Raw genomic sequence first — 19,890 nt, 5'->3', positions numbered from 1 at the left:
TGCTGGCCGTTATGCGAGCCCTCGGCATCGACATGACCACTCGACCGCACGTGTCCCCGCTGTCACTGTTCCTGAAGATAAAAAACCGCCGATCAGGCGGTTTTTATCAGTAGCGCTTGCGACTCGACCCTCTATTTGCGTTTTTTCGTCGAAGGTTTCTTCAGCTCGAACATCAGCATCGAGCGTCCGGTGACCTGATACTCGTCGCCAAAGGAAAAAGATTCGCCGGGGTCGGGCTCCGTCTGGTTGGTGTCCAGCTGCAGAATCCACTGCTGACCCTTCGGTACTTCCGGCAAGGTGAAATTCACTACGTCGTGATGGGCGTTGACGATGATCAGCAGCGATTTATCGACGCCTTCGCGGCGAATGCCGCTGGTCTGCGTGCGGCCATCGAGCAAGATGCCCATGCAGCGGTTATTGCCGTCATGCCACTGCTCCACACCCATTTCCTCACCCCCCGGCTGCAGCCAGGTCACATCCTTGACGCCCAGGCTTTCGTCATACTCGCCCGTGAAGAAGCGATTGCGGCGCAGCAATGGGTGGCGGTTGCGCAGCTCGATGAGGTAACGGACAAATTCTTGCAGCTCGCTGCTTTGTTCACTGACATTCCAGTCTATCCAGCCGATCTCGCTGTCCTGGCAGTAGGCATTGTTGTTGCCACCCTGGGTCCGGGCAAACTCGTCTCCCGCCAGCAGCATGGGCGTGCCCTGGGCAAGGAACAGCGTGGCGAGAAGATTGCGCATCTGCCGATAGCGCAAGTCGATGATCTCAGGGTCTTCGGTAGGCCCCTCGACACCGCAGTTCCACGACCTGTTATCAGAGTGGCCATCACGGTTGTCTTCGCCGTTGGCCTCGTTGTGCTTGTCGTTGTAGGAAACCAGGTCGTTAAGGGTAAAACCGTCATGCGCGGTGATGAAGTTGACCGATGAAGCCGGCTTGCGGCCACGTCGATTGAACTGCTCACCCGAGCCGAGAAAGATCTTGGCGAAGTCGCCCAGCATGTCATCGTCGCCTTTCCAGAAGGCACGGCAGACATCCCTGAACTTGTCGTTCCACTCCATCCAGCCCGGTGGGAAGTTACCAACCTGATAACCACCGGGGCCACAGTCCCAAGGCTCGGCGACCAGCTTGACCTTGGCCAGGACCGGGTCCTGGCGACAGGCATCGAGAAAACCGCCGCCCTCGCTAAAGCCCTCAGGCTCACGACCCAGGATGGTCGCCAGGTCGAACCTGAACCCGTCCACGCCCATCTCCGAGCTCCAGTACCGCAAGGAATCGGTCACCATCTGCAAGACGCAAGGGTGACTCATGTTGAGTGTGTTACCGGTTCCCGTGTCGTTGATGTAATAGCGCGCATCGTCGGGCATCAGTCGATAGTAACTGGCGTTGTCGATGCCTTTGAGCGATAGGGTCGGCCCCATCTCATTGCCTTCAGCGGTGTGGTTGTAGACCACATCGAGGATCACCTCCAGCCCGGCCTTGTGAAAGCGCGAGACCATGACCTTGAACTCGCCGATGGACTGTCCTGCCATGTAGCGCGCATGCGGGGCGAAAAAGCCCAGGGTGTTGTAGCCCCAGAAATTGCGCAGGCCTTTTTCCAGGAGGTGGTTGTCATCGAGGAAGTAATGCACGGGCATCAGTTCCACGGAGGTCACGCCGAGTGAGCGGATGTATTCGACCACATCGTTCTGGTGGAAGGCGGCAAAGGTGCCACGTTCGGACTCTGGCACCGAAGGATGAAGTTTGCTGAAGCCGCGCACATGGGTTTCGTAGAAAACCGTGTTCTCCCAAGGGACGTTGGGCTTGGCGGTATTGCCCCAGGTGAAGGCCGGGTCGATGACCCGGCAGCGCGGCATGAACGGAGCGCTGTCGCGTTCATCGAACGACAAGTCGCCGTCTGCATGGCCGACGGTGTAGCCAAACAGCGCATCGTCCCATTGCAACTCGCCTGAAATCTGCTTGGCGTAGGGGTCAATCAGCAATTTGTTGGGGTTGAAGCGATGACCGTTTGCCGGATCATAGGGCCCATGCACTCGATAGCCATACAGCGTTCCCGGCCGGGCGTCGGGAAGGTAGCCATGCCAGATCTCGTTGGTGAATTCCGGCAGGGCGATGCGCTCGATTTCTTCCTGGCCATCGGCGTTGAACAGGCACAGTTCGACCTTCGTGGCATTGGCGGAAAAAATTGCGAAGTTGACCCCCGAGCCGTCCCACGTCGCACCTAACGGATAGGGCAGGCCCTCACTGACGCGGCTGGCGGGTCTTTCCTGGCTTGATGCACTGTCGCTCACTGGTTGATCAGTCATGATCAAGCGCTCCGAAGTAAGTTCTGGGATGTATGACCAACGCGGTCTTTCGATAGAAGCCCACGGCGCGCAACAGTTCAGGAAATTTGCAGCCCTCTTGCGATGTACTCATCACTCATCATTTTGTTGGAACTCCCCATGACGCTGCTCCGTCATCAGCAATAGGGGGGCTGCGGCTGTTTCGTGGCGAACCCTGCTAACGCTTTTTCACTCCGAAGGCGAGGGACGACATGAACACTACAGACAGCACGACCGGGAGCCAGCCAGGCAACCCCGTCTCATCAGGACCAGGACAGCCAGACCCAGGCCAGGACTTTCAACACATCAAGGAAAACGTGACTGAGGCCCTTGGCGGTGCAAGGCAGCAGGCGGATGAGCAGTTCGGCCAATACCGTGACACAGCAGCAGACCAGATCGAGGCGCTGGCCGAAGGAGCAAAATCCTTTGTGTCGCAAATTCAAGACCAGGACAGGCTCGGCATGTCCGATTACCTCGCCGACATGGCGGAGTCCATGAGCGGGCTGGCGGGGAACCTGCGCGGCAAAAGTGCGGAACAACTGCTGCATGACGGCGCCGAGTTGGCGCGCAATAACCCGGCATTGTTCATTGCGGGCAGCATTGCATTGGGCTTTGGCCTGTCACGCTTTCTCAAGGCCGGGGCCGCGCCGGCGGCGACACAGGGCGATGCCGGCGATCCGGCAGCAGGGCATTCAGTGCCTCCGTCGGGCGGCTTCGGTGCGCAACGCCCCTACGAAACTTCGGTTCCATCGCGCACCGATCACAATCCTGGCCTGGCCACCGGCATAACGCCGGCTTCGCCCAATGAACAGGATCATCCATCGGACTTCGCGACCCATTCCACATCCTTCAAAGGAGCGCTGTGATGAACAGAGAAGATCAAGACTTACCGGGCGTTAGACCGGTACCCACGCCTGAGCCTGACGCTACGGTCGTCGGCCTGCTACGTCAGTTGACCCGCGAAGTGCCTTCGCTGTTTAGCAAGGAACTGGCCTTGGCCAAGGCCGAGTTGCAAGCCAGTCTCACGACGCTCAAGGCCGGCATAGCCGGTGTTGCCGGAGGTGCGATTGTGCTGCTGGCGGGGTTCATCATCCTGTTGATGTCTGCGGTCTACGCCTTGAGCATGGTCATGGCACCGTGGTTGGCGGCGCTGATCGTCGGCGTCGTGGTGATGATCGTTGGGTTCGCCATGCTGCAGTCCGGAAAAAAACAGTTCGAACCCTCCCACTTGAAACCTGATCGCACGCTGGATGCCTTGAACAAAGACCAGGAAGCGCTTCGCAGGAGAGTCTCATGAACACTGAATTCGACATTGAATCGCAGAAAAGCCCCGAGGCCATTGAGCGTGATATCGATGCACAGCGTGCAAGCATCGGCAATATCGTTGATGCGCTGGAAAGCAAATTCACCCCGGGACAGGTATTTGATCAGGCGTTGTCGTTCATGCAGAGCAACGGCACCACGTTCCTCAACAACCTTGGAACCAGTGTTCGCAACAATCCCGTTCCCGTGGTAGTGACGTCGGTGGGGCTGTTATGGCTGATGATGAGCCAAAACCGTGCGCCGACGCCTCGTCCGGTTTATCCAGTTGGCCCGGAGCGCAACAAGGTAGGGGAGTGGACCGAAGGGCTGGGTGAGGGCATCGACAGTGCGCGAGAGCATTTGCACCAGACGGCGGACACCCTGAAAGAGGGCTACCAGGCTGTCAAGGGTAAAGCCGCGCACCTGGGCGATAACCTGGGCGCTGCCAGCGAAAACATCAGCCACGCCATGCATGACGCCAGCGATCGACTGGTGCGCAGCACCCAGGTGATGAGCAATCAAGTCAGCCACTTGTTGAAGGAACAACCACTCATGGTTGCCGCGGCGGGCATCGCATTGGGGGCCATGCTCGGTGCGGCAATTCCCTCGACAGCGACCGAGCAGCGCTACATGGGCAAGACCAGCGCAGGGCTGGCCGACAAGGTCAAGCAGCAGGCGCGGGAGGGATTTGAAGCGGTGCGCGATACGGTGACCAAGACCACGGAGCATGCGCAGGTGGAGAAGCCGCAAGGGGATGGCCACGCAGCCTCCAGTCAACCGGCCGATCTGTCTCGCGGATTGGGGACCTCGTAAGGCGTCGCGGGCAAAGCGGGAGGTCAAACGCCGGCCTCCCTTTTTTGCGTCAGACACCTCTGGTCGGCGCTCATGAACCGACCTCGAACCCAGTTGATCCACTCAGAAATCACTCCGGGATTGCACTGCCATGAACGCCTTCAAAAACCAGCTGACGCCGTCCCAGGAACGAAGATTGTGTGCATTGGATTGCTGGCACCGAGCGCTCGACGACATCGCGCTGCGCATGGAATCTCCCGATGCCTATCACGAAGAACTGCTACGCCAATCGGATGAGATGGACCGCTTGCGGATTGTCAGTTGGCAAGAGTGGCGCGACCTGCGAATAAAGGCGGACGAGGCGTTTCTGCGCGCGGTAGCGGGAGAGGATTATCACTGAGTGTGCACGCCGAGGGCGCATCGATGAACAGACAGCTGAGGTTCGGCATTGAAGAGGAATACTTCATCACCGACCTGGCCACCCGGCGCATGACGGAGCTGCCGCCCGAGGCTGCGATTGAGGCGTGCAAGGCGGTGGTGGGCCCGTGTTTCGCGTACGAAATGTTCCAGGGCCAGATTGAAGTGGCTTCGCCCATCTTCACCTGCATGGCTCAGGCAGAAGATTACCTGTTCGCTGCTCGCCAGAGCATTCGGCGTGCGCTCGAGCCATATGGCCTGGGATTGCTCTGCGCAGGGAGTCACCCTTTGGCTGACTGGCGCGCGCAACAGGCCACCGAGCAACATCATTTTCTCCAACTGTTTGCAGACTACCAACGCGTCGCAAGGCGCAGCCTGTTATCCGGTCTGCATGTGCACGTTGAAATTGCGAGTCACCTTGATCGTATCCAGGTCATGAACGAAGTCTTGCCGTGGACGCCGTTGTTGCTCGCACTGAGCAGCTCCTCGCCATTTTGGGACGGTGCTGACAGCGGTTTCATGAGCTACCGGCAAACGGCCTGTGACGAGTGGCCGAGGATGGGCATTCCGGAGTTCTTCGAGGACGAGCCTGCCTACGACGCTTACGTCGCATTGCTGATTCGTACCGGCTCGATCACGCAGGCCAGTGAATGCTGGTGGGGACTAAGGCCCGCCTCACGGTATCCGACCCTGGAACTGCGCATGACCGATGCCTGCCCGTGCCTGGAAGATACCCTGTGCATCGCTTCGTTGTTTCGCTTGCTGGTGGCCTACGCGACTGATCAACCTCGACCAGGATTGGCCTATTCGCAAACGTCGCGCTGGATCCTCAAGGAAAACCGCTGGCGAGCGAAACGCCATGGCGTCCATGCGTCGTTCATCGTTGAAGGCTACGAGCGACCCTTCTCGGCTGAGCAATGGCTTTTCCTGGCGCAGCAGATTCTTGCCGATACGGCGCGCACGCTGGGAGTGGAAAACGTCTTTGCCCAGGCCCGCCGGATTCTGCGCAATGGAACCAGTGCAGACCGCCAGCGCAGCCTCTTCGAGCGCGCCTTGCGCAGCCAAGAGGATACGCATGCCGCGCTGGCAGGGGTAGTGGATCAGTTGCTGGTGGAAACGTCGCGAAAGCCCTGCACAAGTGAAGACGTGAAACAAACGGCGTGTGAGTCGTGAGCAAAGCCTGGCATCCGCTGATTGTCCCGCCGCAGCTGACGCTACAAGCTGCCGCCTCCAGTGCGAACAGCCAGATCTTCATGCTGGTCGGTTTTGCCGTGCTGATACCGGTGACCCTCATTTACAACACCTATGGCTTCAGCGTCTTCAGCGGGAAGGTTCGTGTATTACCGGGTGAGAAAGAAAGTGTTGGAGATAAATAGCGCTTGCCGCTCGGCTCACGAGGGGTAAGCAGGTCAAGACTTGATGATGCGTAACCTGCCCCCGTTTTTTTCGCCCATCCCAGACGTCAGCCCAACAATAAGCCTGCAGCCCGAGCTCGTAACGCCATCACCAGATTGGCCGGCATTTTTTTGATTTCTTCAGGCCAGAGCGCCAGGTGCCCGCGAAACTCTCTCGATTCATCATCGTATTTCGAGATATCAGCCAGCACAAAGCTGTACCGGCTGAGATAGGCCGCGGACAAATCATCGGCCAACGCCCTGGCCGGTTCACCGGTTAATGCCAGGCACCATTGCGCGATTTCAATGATGCGTTCACCGGGCGTTCGCGGTTCCAGGCCATGAAGGAAGTTCAGGATGTACTGGTTATAGAGCAGGGCGCCTTGCTCGGGCTCATCCGTAGGACTCCCGGGGCAATGACGGCGTTCCCAAGGCAGGACGTAGACCATTTTGTCCATTGCAGTCTGAAGAACATAATCCGATGGTTTAACCAATCGATGCATAATCTTCTCCCCGAAAAAAAAACGGTTTAGCTAGGGTAGCTCATCCATGGGAATCGGTAGGTTGCATGAAGAAAACCAGAACTGGGCTTTACTGAAATAATCCAGAACCCCTCTCGTCGACATTGAGGACGATTCCCTTGACCATGACCCTGGTCGCCCCCGCACTGTTGCTCACACTGCTGCTGGCCGGCTGCGCCACGCCTCGCTTGCCCCACGAGAAAAGCGAGGCCATCCCCGCCGGCGAGTCGGCGTTCGGGCGTTCGATCCAGGCGGCAGCGGCCCAGCAGGAAGGGCGCTCGGGTTTTCGTCTACTGCCCAACAGCAGTGAAGCGTTCCGGGCGCGGGCCGAGTTGATCCGCAATGCGCAGAAAAGTCTCGATGTGCAGTACTACATCGTGCACAACGGCCTGAGCACCCGGGCACTGGTGCGTGAACTGCTGCTGGCGGCCGATCGCGGCGTGCGGATTCGCGTGTTGCTCGATGACACGGCCAGCGACGGCCAGGAAGAAGTCATCGCCACGCTGGCCGTGCACCCGAACATCCATGTCCGTGTCTTCAACCCGTTGCATCTGGGGCGCAGCACCCTGGTGACCCGCACCATGGGTCGTCTGCTCAATCTGTCCCAACAGCACCGGCGCATGCACAACAAGCTGTGGCTGGCCGACAACAGCGCGGCGATCGTCGGCGGCCGCAACCTGGGGGATGAGTATTTCGACGCCAAGCCTGATCTCAATTTCACCGACATGGACCTGCTGTGCCTCGGCCCGGTCGCCGAGCAGTTGGGCCACAGCTTCGATCAGTACTGGAACAGTGCCCTGAGCCAGGCGATCAGCGACTTCCTGATCATCAAGCCGACCGCCGAAGACTTGCAGGAGAGCCGCCAACGCCTGGAACAATCACTGCAGGCCATGCGTATCGAGAACCAGGCCCTGTACGACCACCTCATGACTTATCGCACTCATCCGCAACTGGCGACCTGGCGCCAGCAACTGATCTGGGCCCATGGTACGGCGATGTGGGACGCCCCGAGCAAGGTCCTGGCCGACGACGAACCGGCCCGCTCGCTGTTGATGGCCACGCAACTGCGCCCTGAGCTCGATGCCGTCCACAAGGAGCTGATCCTGATCTCGGCGTATTTTGTCCCGCAAAAATCCGGCATGCGCTACCTCCTTGGACGTGCCGATGCCGGTGTCGACGTGCGCCTGTTGACCAACTCACTTGAAGCCACTGACGTGCCGGCGGTGCATGGCGGCTATGCGCCTTATCGCAAATCCCTGCTCGAACATGGCGTGAAGCTCTATGAGCTGCGGCGCCAACCGGACGACCCCAGTGGTGGTTCTTCCTTTGGTTTCAGTGGTGGTTCGGACTCCAGCCTGCACACCAAGGCCATGATCCTGGACCAGCAGAAGGTGTTCATCGGCTCCTTCAATTTCGATCCGCGTTCAGTGCTGTGGAACACTGAAGTCGGGGTGCTGGTCGACAGCCCTGAACTGGCCGGCTACATGCGCAAGCTGGCGCTTGAGGGCATGGCGCCCGCGCTCAGTTACCAGGCTCGCCTGGAAAACGGTGAGGTCGTCTGGATCGCAGAGGACGACGGTCGCCTGCATGTGTTGCGCGAGGAGCCCGGCAGCACATGGCGCAGCTTCAAGGCCTGGCTCAGCGACAAGATCGGCCTGGAGAAAATGCTCTAGACCGTCCATGCCCCCGACCTTGTGGGGTCGCCTGTATCGACTATCGTTAAAACTCCCACTCCAGAGGATCTTTTGGAATACCTGTGTTTCCGGTCAATGACCGGGGAACTCCAGTGATTGAGTACTCTTGAACAGGAGAAAAATCATGCTTCGCAGGGTTTACATGACGGCATTGGCGACACTGGCCCTCGCTGCTGGCACATACGGCATAGCGTTACCGGCCCATGCGACCGATCAGGCTGACCAACGGCAGGAATCGCGCGATACCAAGCAGGAAGGGCGAGACGCCGCCCGGGAAACCAAGGAAGAATGCAAGGAGGGTGATGAAAAGAGCCGTGCTGATTGTCGCCAGGACAAGCGCGACACCAAGCAGGACACCCGCGACACGGCCCGGGACGTCAAATATCAATAGTAAGGCGGCGAGCAGGCTTGCTGGCGATGCGATGGTGGCCGTTATGCCGCCATCGCTGGCAAGCCAGCTCCTGCAGGATTTGCGGGGTATGTTGGATTTGTGGCGTGACGCGCCGGCTTGCTGGCGACGCGGTAGTGGCCGTTACGCCGTCATGCCTTCTCCCGCGACTCGGCCACCATCAGCAACGACTGCGGCACCGGGCTTTGCGGGTGCTGCGGCTCCTGTAGGCCAGCCAGGCGAAAACCGGCCATGTCCAGGGCATTGAACCAGCTGGACAAGGTCCGCATGTACCACGGCATGGGTTGCCACTGCCCGCCGAATCCACTGAACGTCTCTTCCCGCCAGCCATCCTGATAATCGCCCGCAGCCGCGTTCCACGGGTGCAGCGTCTGGATCACCAGCGCGCCGCCGGGGGCGAGCAGGGTGTTCATGGCTGCGAGCAAGGGAATGATGTCCTGGTGCAGCAAGGCGAAGTTGGCACAGATCAGGTTGAAGTCGCGGCCGATATCCACTGACGCCTGCGCCAGCTGTTCATAGCTGGCCAGGTGCACCGTTGAGGCACCCGCCACTCGTGCCGCCTCGACCAGCGTCGCATCGCCATCCACGCCGACCGCCTCGATGCCTCGTTCCGCCAATGCCCGCAACAGCCAGCCTTCGCCACAGCCGAGGTCGAGCACGCGCTCGGGCTGGCGGCCCATGATCGCCAGCAGGATGGCCTGATCCGTGACCTTCAGACGGCTTTCGATGGCGCCGCTGCGCACGGCTTCGATCCAGGCTTGAGCGTTGAGGTGCCAGCTCTGCAGGAGGGTGAGTTCGTCGGCGGGCATGTCGATGTCCGGAGTGGTGGGCTGATAGAAGCATAGCGGACCATCAGCGCTGCCATTAAGCCGCTGGGTTTGATTGGGACGATGCGCCCTGTGCGTTGTCGAATGGAGTGACAAGCGAAGGTGGATGATCTGGCAGTTGTCGCACCCTCGTTTCGCAATCCCGTTCAGATTGAGAGGTGGACTGATGAACAGCATTATCTACATCGTCGGACTGGTGGTGATCGTGGCGGTCGTCCTGTCGTTCCTTGGATTTGCATAGTCCTGTCGGGCCGCAGCGACGGTCTGTGCCCGACCGTCGCTGAGCTTGGGGTTATCGGTTGAAACGCTCGGCCAGGCTGTGCAGATACTCGGCCATTACTTCGAGGTCCTGGCTGATTGCCGCACCTTGCTTGGCCTGTCCGGCACTGTGATCGCACAGTTGCGCAATGCGCGTGATCTGCTGATTGATGTCTTCCGTCACGTGACTCTGCTCCTCTGACGCCGAGGACATTTGCTGGCTCATTTCGGTGATCCGGCTGACGGCCTGGCTGATGCCGACCAGCGCAGTCTGTACCGCCTCGACACGCTGCATGCTTTCGCGGGAAATCTGCTCACCGCGGGTCGCCGTCGAGACAGCGCGGTCGGCACCTTCGTACAGCGACGCAATAATGCCGTGAATCTGTTCGGTCGAAGTGCGGGTGCGTTGAGCCAGGGATCGGACCTCGTCGGCCACCACGGCAAAACCACGACCTTGCTCTCCTGCCCGGGCCGCCTCGATCGCGGCATTGAGCGCGAGCAGGTTAGTCTGTTCGGCAATGGAAGTGATCACATCCACGACGCTGCCGATCGATTGCGTCTCGCTCGCCAAGGCGTTCACCGCCTGGCCAATTTCGTTGACGGCGGTGTTCATGGCCTCCATGGCGCGCAGACTTTGCCCGGCCAACTCACTGCCATCCCTCGTCAACTGGTCAGCCTCGGCAGCGGCATGCGCGGTGCTGATGACGTTCTGCGTTACTTGCTGGTTGGTGGCCGCCATCTGCGAGATGGCGGCGGCGGACTGATCGGTTTCGCTGCGCTGGCGATCCAGCGACTGTGCTTGCTTACCGGACAGCTCGGATGACTGTGCCGCCTTTGCCTTTACGCTGACGCCGGCATCGACCAGCCGGCTCAGGGCTGTCTGCAATCGGGCTTCCTCACTGAGCATGGCCATGTCCAGTTGTCCTTGGGGACCATGATTGTCGCTATAGGTGAGGGCAACCAACCGGTCGGAAAATGCCTTCGGATGCTCAGCCAGGGTGCGCTTGATGGCGCTGCGTTGTCGGGACTCGATCAGGTACCAGGCAATGCCCACGCTCACCACCAGGACCCCCTGGGCCGAGGCCTTTGGCAGCCACTGATCCGCCAGCAGCGAAACCGCGCCGGCCACCAGCAATGGCCAACCGTGCTGCAGTGGCCGAAAAATCCGCGCGCTCAACGCGACGATCGGTTTGCCGGCGCGCATCCTTGCATACAGCGCCGTTGCCCGACGGATCTGGTCGCGGGTGGGCACCGAGCGAACCGACTCGTAACCGCTCATGCGGCCGTTTTCGTAGATGGGCGTGACGTAGGCACTGACCCAATAGAAATCACCATTCTTCGCGCGATTTTTCACAATCCCCATCCAGGGCTTGCCTTGCTTGATGGTGTGCCACATGTGCACGAACACCCCAGGCGGCATGTCGGGGTGGCGGACCAGGTTATGGGTCTGGCCGACCAGCTCGTCGTAGGTGAAACCGCTGATGTCGACAAAGGCGTCATTGCAGTAGGTGATGCGACTATCAAGGTCGGTGGTGGAGATCAGTCGCTGTTCGCTGGGAAATAGTCTTTCATGGTCGGTTACGGGCAAATTCACGCGCATTAAGTGCGATCCCTGGTCGGATTATTATTATGGTGTGGAACATGCAAATCGGATCGATACGCGAGCTGTTCTACGCCCATTCCGAGGTCGGCGACCGCGCATTCGGCGACACTTTCTTTTCATTTGATGACAGAGCAGAGACGCACGGCCCACCTCCATCGCTGTAGGTGGGCCGTGGTGGCCTGCCGGATTTGCCCGCCATACAGCGTCAGCCCGCCGATTTCCTTGGTCAGTGAACTGTCGCTGATTTCACGCATTGACGAACGCTCGAGTGCGGTGCTGCATTTTATCGAGGAGGCTCAGGGTTGGGGGTAGGTTCATCTTCTACAAACACCGCACCCTTACTTTGGAGCCGCCGCAGGCTGCGATCTTTTGATCTTGCCCCTACCGCGTGAGATGAAACGGCCATGGGGCAAGCATCTTCTTGCCTTGCGCGATGAATTGATTAGCGTGCTTACGAATTGGCCTGGTAATTGCTATCGAATTGCCATCTCAATGTCGCAGTGGATTAAGTGGATGTCGCTATCAAGTCATTTCATGCCGTTGTCCGCAAGCGAGAAGCGCTGGCTACCCTGGTTTGGCAAGACGGGGAAACTCACGATGGGCTGGTCGTGCTGGCTCAATCGATCGGCATACCCTGTGATCGAACAAACCTTTGAAGCCATCGCTGAAACCCGGGCGCAGTTGCTGCAGAACTGGACACGGGACCAGTGGGAACACTTGGCGGAACTTGCGGAAAACCTCGGTCGTGATTTCGCCAACCTCGACAGCAGTTCGTTGATGGACAAGCTCAACCAGGCGGCAGATTTTTCCGAGTTGTTTGTCGTTGATGCCAGCGGCCAGGTTATCGTGTCGACCTGGAGCCGCCGCGGAAAAAGCCGGTTCGAGCACTCCCGCGCATTGGCCGAAGGACTGAAGGCGCCGTTCCTGCATGGTCCTTACAGCGATCCGCTGACCTTGCAAATCGGGCCTTCAACGTCGCGCTTCCACGATGAAGTCACGCTGATGTTCTATCAACCCCTGCGCGTTGACGGCAAAGCCCTCGGCTGCCTCTGCGGGCGCGTGCCCAACGATGTACTGGGCGACCTCATCCAGCGCGAGGCCGGGCACATTTTTGCCGAGTCGGGTGACAACTATCTGTTCATGGCGCAATCGCGTTTTGATCCGGCCATCGAGCCCGGAACCGCCTTGTCGCGCTCACGTTTCGAGGACGGTACCTTCACCCACGGTGAAAACCTCAAAAGCGGAGTGCACACCCCCTGGAAGACCGTGCAGATCCAACGCCACACCGAACTGGAGCTGCGCTTTACCGACCCGTCGACCCAGCAACTGCACCCCGGCGTACGCGAGACCATCCGTGCTGGCTCCAACCTGTTCGTGACGTATCCCGGTTACTCGGACTACCGGCACATTCCGGTGGTTGGCAAGGGCGTTACCTTCCAGTTGCCAGGTTCGCCTGACCGCTGGGGCATGATGTGCGAGGCCGACCTGGAGGAAGTCTATCGCCGGCGCTCGCTCAGCCATGGCCTGATGAAACCCTATATCGCGACCATGACCGGACTCTTTGCCTGCAACTTTCTGGTCCAGCATTACAGCGGTCTGGAGCAGGGCGTGATCGATATCGTCGAGGTCTTCTGCATGACATGCGCCACGTTCCTGTTCAGCCGGCTCGGGCCCAACCGTCTCGCCGCAAGGCTGAACGAATTGACGGGCGTGATCAGGACCATCGCCGAAGGCGAGGGCAACCTGCGACAGCGCCTGGACATCAAGCGCATGGCCAACGACGAGACCGGTGACATGGCGCGCTGGATCAACAGTTTCATCGACCATCTGGACTCGGTTGTCGGGCAAGTGGTGAAAGCCAGCGGCAACGTCGGCAGCACCAACCAGATGATGCTGGGCCGCAGCCAGCAAGCCGGTGTCACGTCCACCGAAGTGGCCGAAGCGGTGCATCGGATGATGATCATCGTCGAAGACCAATTGGGCGAGATCCAGCAGGCCTCTGCCAGCGCTGAACAAATGAAACAGGCCATGGACGAAGTCGTCACCCGCGCCCGCGAGCAATTTCTCGCCGTGCAGGAAGGCACGCAGTCCATTCGCGATGTGGTCGAGCGTTCTTCTTCGAGCGTGCAGTTGCTCGACAGCAGGATGACCGAGATCGGCAAGATCACCGGCCTGATCAGCGACATCACCAACCAGACCAATCTGTTGGCGCTCAATGCGGCCATCGAGGCCGCACGCGCGGGTGAACACGGGCGAGGCTTTGCCGTGGTCGCCGACGAAGTCCGCAGCCTGGCCTCACGCACATCACGTGCGGCCGATGACATTCGGCACATGGTCGAAGGCCTGCAGAACGAAACGCAAAAAGCCGTCAGCTTCATGGAGGAGGGCGTCAAGGACGTCGATAACAGCCTGCGCCTGGCCGAAGACGCCTCTTCGGAAAACGTGCAATTGCATCAAGCGGTGGAAAGCATGTTTGCGATTATCCAGCAGCTCAACAAACGCAGCCTCGACTGCGGCAAGACAATCACAAAGGTCGATCACTGCTCCACACAAATGCGCCAGACCGTGGTGGTGCTGCAGAACAGTGCGGAAACCGTGAGACTCAACGCCAATAAACTGCAGAAACTGGTGGGGCAGTTCGAGGTGAGCAGCTGACTACCAGCAGCTTGGCTTGCGTTTCGTAGGCACGATCAGCGCTGAGTAATAACTCGTGTTTGCCGTTTGTGCGATTCCACTCTCGATCATCTTGCCGAAGATCAACATCCGACTCTTGCTGCTGACCTTGTTTCTTTTCGGATTGCCCTGTGCACGTTGGCCGCGACAGTCCGCAGATCAATTGCCGCCCGATGGCAGTACCTTGAGAAGATGAGATAGCCTATAGTTCATTTGACTGAAAATATTATTCATTTGGAGGAAGTGCTGATGAGCGCTTCAACGGTTGCCGGGCGTGCGACCAAAACCAAGGAAGAACCTCGTGAAGCCGGGATTGCGGCCTTTTGGCGATTCAGTTCCGCCCGAGAGTCTCTCAAGGACTCTGAGCGGCTTAAGCAGATCAAGGAGGGGTTTCCCGCCTATCTCGTCTACGCGATCAGACAGACCTTCGACCTCCATGAGCGCAATCTGGAAACGCTGCTCAATGCATCTTTCTCAACCTTGGAAAGACGTCGGCGTGAGCACAAGAACCTGGATTCTGTTGCCTCCGAACGCCTGGATCGAATTGCCACCGTGGGCCATTTGGCCGAGGAGGTTTTTGAGAGCCAGGAGAAAGCGGCTCAATGGATGTCGTCACCGAATAAAGCTCTCGGCGGAACAGCACCGATCATGCTCTGCGAAACCGAGATAGGCGCCAGGCAGGTTCGCCGCGTCCTTCATGCACTTGAATGGGGTGGTGCAGCCTGATGAGGGCTTGGCGAATCGCAAAGGCGAAACGTGCGATCGATCTTTCAGGTATGGGGGCTGCCATCGAAGGAGGGCGGTGGAATGATCAGGATGTACCAGCTGTGTATATGGGGCTGACGCCTGCTATCTGCTGCCTTGAGACCTTCGTCCATGCGGGGGGCGAGCCTACGTTCCCGATGAAGATCACCTGTTTTGAGCTGCCCGCCGAGGCTGCACTTTACCTGGAGCCTGATCCGAAAACCTTGCCTGAAGGTTGGGCAAGTCTTCCCGCTGACCGTCCAGGCATGGACTTCGGGACAGCCTGGCTGAAGTCGAGCGCACACCTTGGATTGATCGTTCCCTCGGCCGTATTGGTCCTGGAGCGCAATGTTGTGATCAATCCCAACCACCCAGCGGTCAGCCAGATCAAGGTGGTCGATGTGTTCGACTTCATGTACGACCCTAGAATGTTCAAATAGGGCGTCGTGACGTTGCAGCACGCCTGACATTGGCAGGGTCCGGGATCGTATTTCACGCCAGGCATGCGCAGCTCAGCACTCGTTTATCCCTCAATTCAATTCGAAGATCTGAAGCATGTACCTATGCAAAATTGCAGTTGGGCTGTCCGCCTTTGTTTTGCTCTCTACCGGGGCGCAAGCCCGCAGCGTGCTGGACCTCCCCAAGCCGCCCGCTCAGCACCAGGAGCAAGCGTCTCGCTCGGGCTCGATCGGCCATGCGCCCGTGCGCTGGCGTGCAGTGCACGCAGTGTCGTGCTTGGCGGCGGTTAAGACCCTAGCTGCTGTCTCCCTTTAGTGTGCGAACGCGCCAAAGATAAAAGCTGCGCGATGGCTGGACGGAACCAGTTGGGACCTCGCGGTACGCCGTTCCGCGAGAGATGAGCGCAGTACCACAGTTGCCACGGAGTTGATAGGGACGTGTCGGGCCCCAACCATCATTCCAATAGACACGTTCTGCAAGAGCGTTGTTGTTCCGTTTCGCCTCCAGCGGGCCGCCTGAAGGGGCTGTGTCGACCGACGCTGTTGCGCTTACCGTCGACTGGAAATATTCCCCGGCGTCAAGTTACCGGGCGAGGCACTGAGCCAAAAACGTCATGACGGCCTGTACTGATGCGGTATGACGAATGTCACTATGAGTCACCAGCCACACTTCTCGTTCTAATGCCGGTCCAGAAATGCCAGCAGGCTTCAGTGAATATTGTTCACCGAGAAAGTACGGTAGCGCTGCGAGTCCAACACCTGCTTTCGCTGCCATTGCCTGAATGTTTAGATCGTTGCTGCGTAGAAGAATAGGGCGATCGCCAGCCTGTTCAAGCAACCATAGCTGCTGAGTGGTTTGTTCCATGCTCTCGTCATAGGCAATGAATGTCAGTTGATCAGCAGGTGTTCGATCCAAGTATTCGGCGGAACCGTACAAGGCAAATAGAATTGTTGTGATTTTTCGCGCGACAAAATCGGGCTCTGTAGGGCGGCTCAAGCGAATGGCAATGTCTGCCTCTCGGCGATTGAGGGACGCGCTGCCCAGGTTCCCAAGCAGTTGCAGAGAGAGATGCGGATGTTGCTGGCGAAGCTTTCCTAGATGTGGAGCAATCAGTGAACACGCCAGAGCAGGTGGCGCGCTGACCTTGACCTCTCCGACAACCCCGGACTGGCCTGCTAAAGCACTTCGCTCCACTGCAAAGGATTCGACTTCCATGCGCTTACCCAGGTTGGCAATACGCTCTCCGTCCGTAGTCAGGACGTAAGCCCTGGGGCGACGGTCCACCAACTTCAGATTCAGTGATGCTTCCAGTGCACTGATTCGCCTTGCGACAGTAGCGTGATCGACTTTCAACTTTCGCGCAGCCGCGGATAACGACTGTTCCTGAGCAAACACCAAAAAGTAGCGCAGATCTTCCCAATCAAACATCACATAAGTCCTTCACCGAGTTATGGTGCCTGCCTGTCACGTGGCAACTCGACGTTGCCACAGCCAGACTGCCGATGGACGGGGCACATATACCATCAGTTCTGAGAGTTGCACGATTGAGCAAATTTCCGATAACTGATGCGTTGCAGGCTACCTTCGGTCGTACTGTAGGTCATGTACGCCTCGACCACTCGGCAATCTGCTGGATCAGGCTCATCCATTGCAATCACCTCGGCAACGTCGAGATTCATCGTGTAGTTATAAGGGATAGCTGGGGGGTGCACGCTGTCTTGATCTGCATGAGCAAAAGCGCTGATCGTTGCTATTACGACGGCGCCCATTGTGTAGGTAAATTTCATGATGTTTCTCCAGAAGTCACGTTGTTAACCTATATCGCCAGCCTCATTTGGTTGGCTTGTGATCATTCTGTTGAAACATCTCTATGCTTGAAATTCCCCAGCTACGCACACGTTCTATGCATTTTCGCTCAAGCAAACCGCACCTGGGCAATCACTCAGCCCAGCACGCTCAAGAATGCCAATGTGAATACGACCGCTACACCCAACAGCGGAACCATGAAGAGTTGGTAGAAGAGTCGACTGCGTTCGGCTTCTTCTTGTACCCCTGCCAGCGCCATGGCACCTGCTGAAGAGAATGGTGAGAAACCGGTCATGATTGCGCACGAAGTAATCACGGAAAACAGCACCGTTGGACTAACACCAGTCTTTGTGGCCAGGCCTGGGACGATTGGATATAACGTTGGCATGACAACGCCCAGCGTACTTGAGAAAAAGCTCATGATCCCCGCACAAATACCCGTGGCGTAAACCACTGAATTGAATCCTACGTGTAATCCCAGCCATTGAGATAAAGCATCGATGGTGCCGGCGCGCGTCGCGACGGAGATAAGCATCCCCATGCCACACAGCAACACGATGATCGACCACGGCACCTTGGCCAAGGCAGTGCGTTCATCTCCGATTTTGAAAATCAGCGCCAGGACTACGCCTAGCAATGAGATAAACGTTGGATCTAGAGCGGTTCTGACAGTTGCGAGTAGACCCTGCCCTGGAATGATCGCTGCCAGAAGGCTCGGCACGATGACCAACCCCAATATGACGAGTACCAAAACCACTGTTTTACGTTGTACTTCATCTAACGGGGACGGTGCATCCGCCACCAGGCATCGGGTCTTGTAGCCTTGCAACAATACGTAGGCCGCAACAAAAAGAACGGTTTGTACAATTAGTGAGTCCAGTAGCAACTGGTGGGTGAAAAGTTCAGAAGTTGCGGTATCGAAGCCCATTTGTTCGAATATCCCCTGAGTTACTCGACCTCCGAGACTAATGCTGTTGAATGTGGTGGCCATTCCTCCGCATACGACGATCACAGCGCCTAGCAGTCGACTCATACCAGTCTTGCTCGCAACTGCCATAACCAGCGGGGAGAGAAAAACAAATACAGCGTAGTGTCCCGGCCCTACGCCAGAAATCAGCATCACCAATCCATATAAGGCAAAGGGAATAGCCGCTGGGCGATTGCGTGTAGCATAGACCACTCGATTTGCAATTTGCTCAAGCGTGCCGTTAGCGATGGCAAAGCCGAAGAAGAACGTGACTCCAAAAATAATTAAAAACAGTTTGGTAGGCCAAAGGGAGATCAATTCGTTCAGGGTCGTACCGGGGGTAGTGACGCTAAGGAGATAGGCGAATACTATCGCCAATAGCCCAGTGTTCACGTTAAGCCAGTAGCCGACACCGATGGATGCCAGGATCGCTAATAAAATCAATAGGGTCAGCATCGAAGCCACCTCTTTTTTATTCTTGTTGTAGACCAGGGCCAATCGGCCCTGGGGGAATTTCGAAGTGATCAGTGATGAGGCAGGAAGCGTGGGACATCAATACCCTTTTTCCAACCCAGCAGTGCATCAGCTGCGGCGTCAGCGAACTGTGCATACATCTCATCGGTTGGCCAGCCGATATGGGATGTCAGAATGACGTTCGAAAGACCGGTCAAGGCGTGCCCCTCTGGCAAGGGCTCCTGATCGAACACATCCAGTGCAGCGCCAGCGATCCGTCCCTCCGCAAGAGTTCGCACAAGAGCGTCTTCATCGATAATCGGGCCGCGCGCAGTGTTGATGATGTAGGCGGATGGTTTCATCAGGGCCAGGCGGCGCGCATCAATCAACCCGCGGGATTCTGGAGCCAACGTGGCATGTACCGAAACAATATCGGACTGTCTCATCAGCTCATCCAGTTCCAATGCCTGGGCTCCAACCGCCGCAGCGTCTTCCGCCGTCAGCCTCGGCCCCCACGCTACGACATTCATGCCGAATACTTGGGCAACCTGTGATACGTAACGACCGATGTTACCCATACCCACAATGCCCAGCGTTTTGCCGCGCAGGACCCGAGTCATAGGCGTTGGCCATTCACCGCGTTTGACGGCGCTGTCGACCCATGGGATTTCTCTCATCAAGGCCATCATCAATCCGAACGTGAACTCGCCTGCACTGGTGCAGAATCCTCCAGTCGCCTTGGCAATCACGATACCAAGCCGCTGCGCGGCCTCAAGATCGATGTGGTAAGCGTGATTACCGGTTTGAGCGATGATGCGAAGTTCCGGTACTTGTTCCATGAACTCGGCAGTAAACAAAGTGCGCTCACGATTGGCGATGACCGCATCGTAGCCTTTCAGATCGCCGGGCCCACTAAGGGGATCGGTGAAGATTTTGACCTGTGCGTGTTCACGCAGTCGGCTGATGCCTGCGGTATTTTCGTAGGCATTGTGAATATCGTTAAGGACGGCGATACGCATTTTCATCTTCCTCTTATTATTAGGAGTTGAACCGGACAGTGATCTGTTGTCCAAAATAATTAGCTTGACCAATACAGGCAACGGAGTTTTTGGCCGCTTTCGGTTGAGAAAAAATCAACAACGTAGCTTAATGACTAATGCGTTATAAACTATCGGGTCATCACATTGTCTCGATGTGAACTAGTCAATGAATTGGTGATAAGAAATTGTTTGTTTCTGCACTATAAA

The 19,890-nt window shown here is 57.8% G+C and carries 19 protein-coding genes and 2 pseudogenes; 12 read left to right on the top strand and 9 right to left on the bottom strand.

The window, feature by feature from the left end:
• Positions 1-131 precede the first annotated feature (131 nt).
• On the bottom strand, positions 132-2,306 hold the full coding sequence (gene glgX, locus NQL71_RS15315) for a glycogen debranching protein GlgX (protein WP_046819161.1): 2,175 nt from the start codon (positions 2,304-2,306) through the stop codon (positions 132-134).
• Between the two features lie 230 nt (positions 2,307-2,536).
• On the opposite strand from glgX, the gene NQL71_RS15310 reads away from it, so the two are divergent.
• From NQL71_RS15310 to NQL71_RS15285, 6 genes are all read left to right on the top strand, one after another.
• On the top strand, positions 2,537-3,190 hold the full coding sequence (locus tag NQL71_RS15310; RefSeq protein ID WP_046819162.1) for a hypothetical protein: 654 nt from the start codon (positions 2,537-2,539) through the stop codon (positions 3,188-3,190).
• A complete protein-coding gene (locus tag NQL71_RS15305; RefSeq protein ID WP_046819163.1) occupies positions 3,190-3,621 on the top strand; it encodes a phage holin family protein in 432 nt (143 codons plus the stop codon). Before NQL71_RS15310 ends, NQL71_RS15305 begins: the two co-directional genes overlap by 1 nt.
• Positions 3,618-4,439, top strand: coding sequence for a DUF3618 domain-containing protein (locus tag NQL71_RS15300; RefSeq protein ID WP_046819164.1), 822 nt, complete (start codon positions 3,618-3,620; stop codon positions 4,437-4,439). Before NQL71_RS15305 ends, NQL71_RS15300 begins: the two co-directional genes overlap by 4 nt.
• A 130-nt stretch (positions 4,440-4,569) precedes the next feature.
• The gene (locus NQL71_RS15295) at positions 4,570-4,818 is read left to right on the top strand and encodes a hypothetical protein (protein ID WP_077183642.1); all 249 of its coding nucleotides are present in this window, start codon (positions 4,570-4,572) and stop codon (positions 4,816-4,818) included.
• Positions 4,819-4,841: 23 nt separating this feature from the next.
• Positions 4,842-6,008, top strand: coding sequence for a carboxylate-amine ligase (locus NQL71_RS15290; protein ID WP_274642959.1), 1,167 nt, complete (start codon positions 4,842-4,844; stop codon positions 6,006-6,008).
• A complete protein-coding gene (locus NQL71_RS15285) occupies positions 6,005-6,211 on the top strand; it encodes a hypothetical protein (RefSeq protein WP_274642958.1) in 207 nt (68 codons plus the stop codon). The genes NQL71_RS15290 and NQL71_RS15285 overlap by 4 nt, the downstream gene beginning before the upstream one ends.
• A gap of 86 nt (positions 6,212-6,297) precedes the next feature.
• Here NQL71_RS15285 and NQL71_RS15280 read toward each other — a convergent pair whose 3' ends face one another.
• The gene (locus NQL71_RS15280) at positions 6,298-6,732 is read right to left on the bottom strand and encodes a hypothetical protein (protein WP_046819168.1); all 435 of its coding nucleotides are present in this window, start codon (positions 6,730-6,732) and stop codon (positions 6,298-6,300) included.
• A 143-nt stretch (positions 6,733-6,875) separates the two neighbouring features.
• Between NQL71_RS15280 and NQL71_RS15275 the strand changes: the two genes are divergently transcribed.
• Together NQL71_RS15275 and NQL71_RS15270 are read left to right on the top strand one after the other, a co-directional pair.
• The gene (locus NQL71_RS15275; RefSeq protein WP_274642991.1) at positions 6,876-8,423 is read left to right on the top strand and encodes a phospholipase D family protein; all 1,548 of its coding nucleotides are present in this window, start codon (positions 6,876-6,878) and stop codon (positions 8,421-8,423) included.
• Between the two features lie 145 nt (positions 8,424-8,568).
• Positions 8,569-8,835: a hypothetical protein gene (locus NQL71_RS15270; RefSeq protein WP_052760657.1), complete on the top strand. Its 267-nt coding sequence runs from the start codon at positions 8,569-8,571 to the stop codon at positions 8,833-8,835.
• A 149-nt stretch (positions 8,836-8,984) separates the two neighbouring features.
• Here the strand turns inward: NQL71_RS15270 and NQL71_RS15265 are convergent, their stop codons facing one another.
• From NQL71_RS15265 to NQL71_RS36810, 3 genes and pseudogenes are all read right to left on the bottom strand, one after another.
• On the bottom strand, positions 8,985-9,662 hold the full coding sequence (locus NQL71_RS15265; protein ID WP_046819170.1) for a class I SAM-dependent methyltransferase: 678 nt from the start codon (positions 9,660-9,662) through the stop codon (positions 8,985-8,987).
• A 310-nt stretch (positions 9,663-9,972) separates the two neighbouring features.
• Positions 9,973-11,115, bottom strand: coding sequence for a methyl-accepting chemotaxis protein (locus NQL71_RS15260; RefSeq protein ID WP_425520684.1), 1,143 nt, complete (start codon positions 11,113-11,115; stop codon positions 9,973-9,975).
• Between the two features lie 114 nt (positions 11,116-11,229).
• Positions 11,230-11,538, bottom strand: a pseudogene (locus NQL71_RS36810) (PAS domain-containing protein); the annotation flags it as partial.
• A 516-nt stretch (positions 11,539-12,054) separates the two neighbouring features.
• On the opposite strand from NQL71_RS36810, the gene NQL71_RS15255 reads away from it, so the two are divergent.
• The 4 genes and pseudogenes from NQL71_RS15255 to NQL71_RS15240 all read left to right on the top strand — a co-directional run.
• Entirely contained in the window at positions 12,055-14,196 is a 2,142-nt protein-coding gene (locus tag NQL71_RS15255; RefSeq protein ID WP_274642956.1) for a methyl-accepting chemotaxis protein, read from the top strand.
• Positions 14,197-14,463: 267 nt separating this feature from the next.
• On the top strand, positions 14,464-14,940 hold the full coding sequence (locus tag NQL71_RS15250; RefSeq protein WP_077183616.1) for an Xre family toxin-antitoxin system antitoxin: 477 nt from the start codon (positions 14,464-14,466) through the stop codon (positions 14,938-14,940).
• Positions 14,940-15,398 (top strand): RES family NAD+ phosphorylase, encoded by a 459-nt coding sequence (locus NQL71_RS15245; protein ID WP_077183614.1) that lies wholly within the window; start codon positions 14,940-14,942, stop codon positions 15,396-15,398. The genes NQL71_RS15250 and NQL71_RS15245 overlap by 1 nt, the downstream gene beginning before the upstream one ends.
• A 115-nt stretch (positions 15,399-15,513) precedes the next feature.
• Positions 15,514-15,648, top strand: a pseudogene (locus NQL71_RS15240) (DNA/RNA non-specific endonuclease); the annotation flags it as partial.
• A 351-nt stretch (positions 15,649-15,999) separates the two neighbouring features.
• Here the strand turns inward: NQL71_RS15240 and NQL71_RS15235 are convergent.
• The 4 genes from NQL71_RS15235 to NQL71_RS15220 form a co-directional block, all read right to left on the bottom strand.
• On the bottom strand, positions 16,000-16,845 hold the full coding sequence (locus tag NQL71_RS15235) for a LysR family transcriptional regulator (RefSeq protein WP_274642955.1): 846 nt from the start codon (positions 16,843-16,845) through the stop codon (positions 16,000-16,002).
• Between the two features lie 95 nt (positions 16,846-16,940).
• On the bottom strand, positions 16,941-17,204 hold the full coding sequence (locus tag NQL71_RS15230; RefSeq protein WP_274642954.1) for a DUF2790 domain-containing protein: 264 nt from the start codon (positions 17,202-17,204) through the stop codon (positions 16,941-16,943).
• A 155-nt stretch (positions 17,205-17,359) separates the two neighbouring features.
• Positions 17,360-18,646, bottom strand: a complete 1,287-nt coding sequence (locus tag NQL71_RS15225; RefSeq protein ID WP_274642953.1) for an SLC13 family permease — start codon at positions 18,644-18,646, stop codon at positions 17,360-17,362.
• 68 nt (positions 18,647-18,714) lie between these two features.
• A complete protein-coding gene (locus NQL71_RS15220; RefSeq protein WP_274642952.1) occupies positions 18,715-19,662 on the bottom strand; it encodes a D-2-hydroxyacid dehydrogenase family protein in 948 nt (315 codons plus the stop codon).
• Positions 19,663-19,890: the final 228 nt, after the last annotated feature.

Origin of the sequence: Pseudomonas serbica (genome assembly GCF_028823535.1) — a bacterium.
Lineage (GTDB): Bacteria > Pseudomonadota > Gammaproteobacteria > Pseudomonadales > Pseudomonadaceae > Aquipseudomonas > Aquipseudomonas serbica.
The sequence above is the reverse complement of the archived record's forward strand: the minus strand, read 5'-3'. Positions and strand labels throughout refer to the sequence as shown.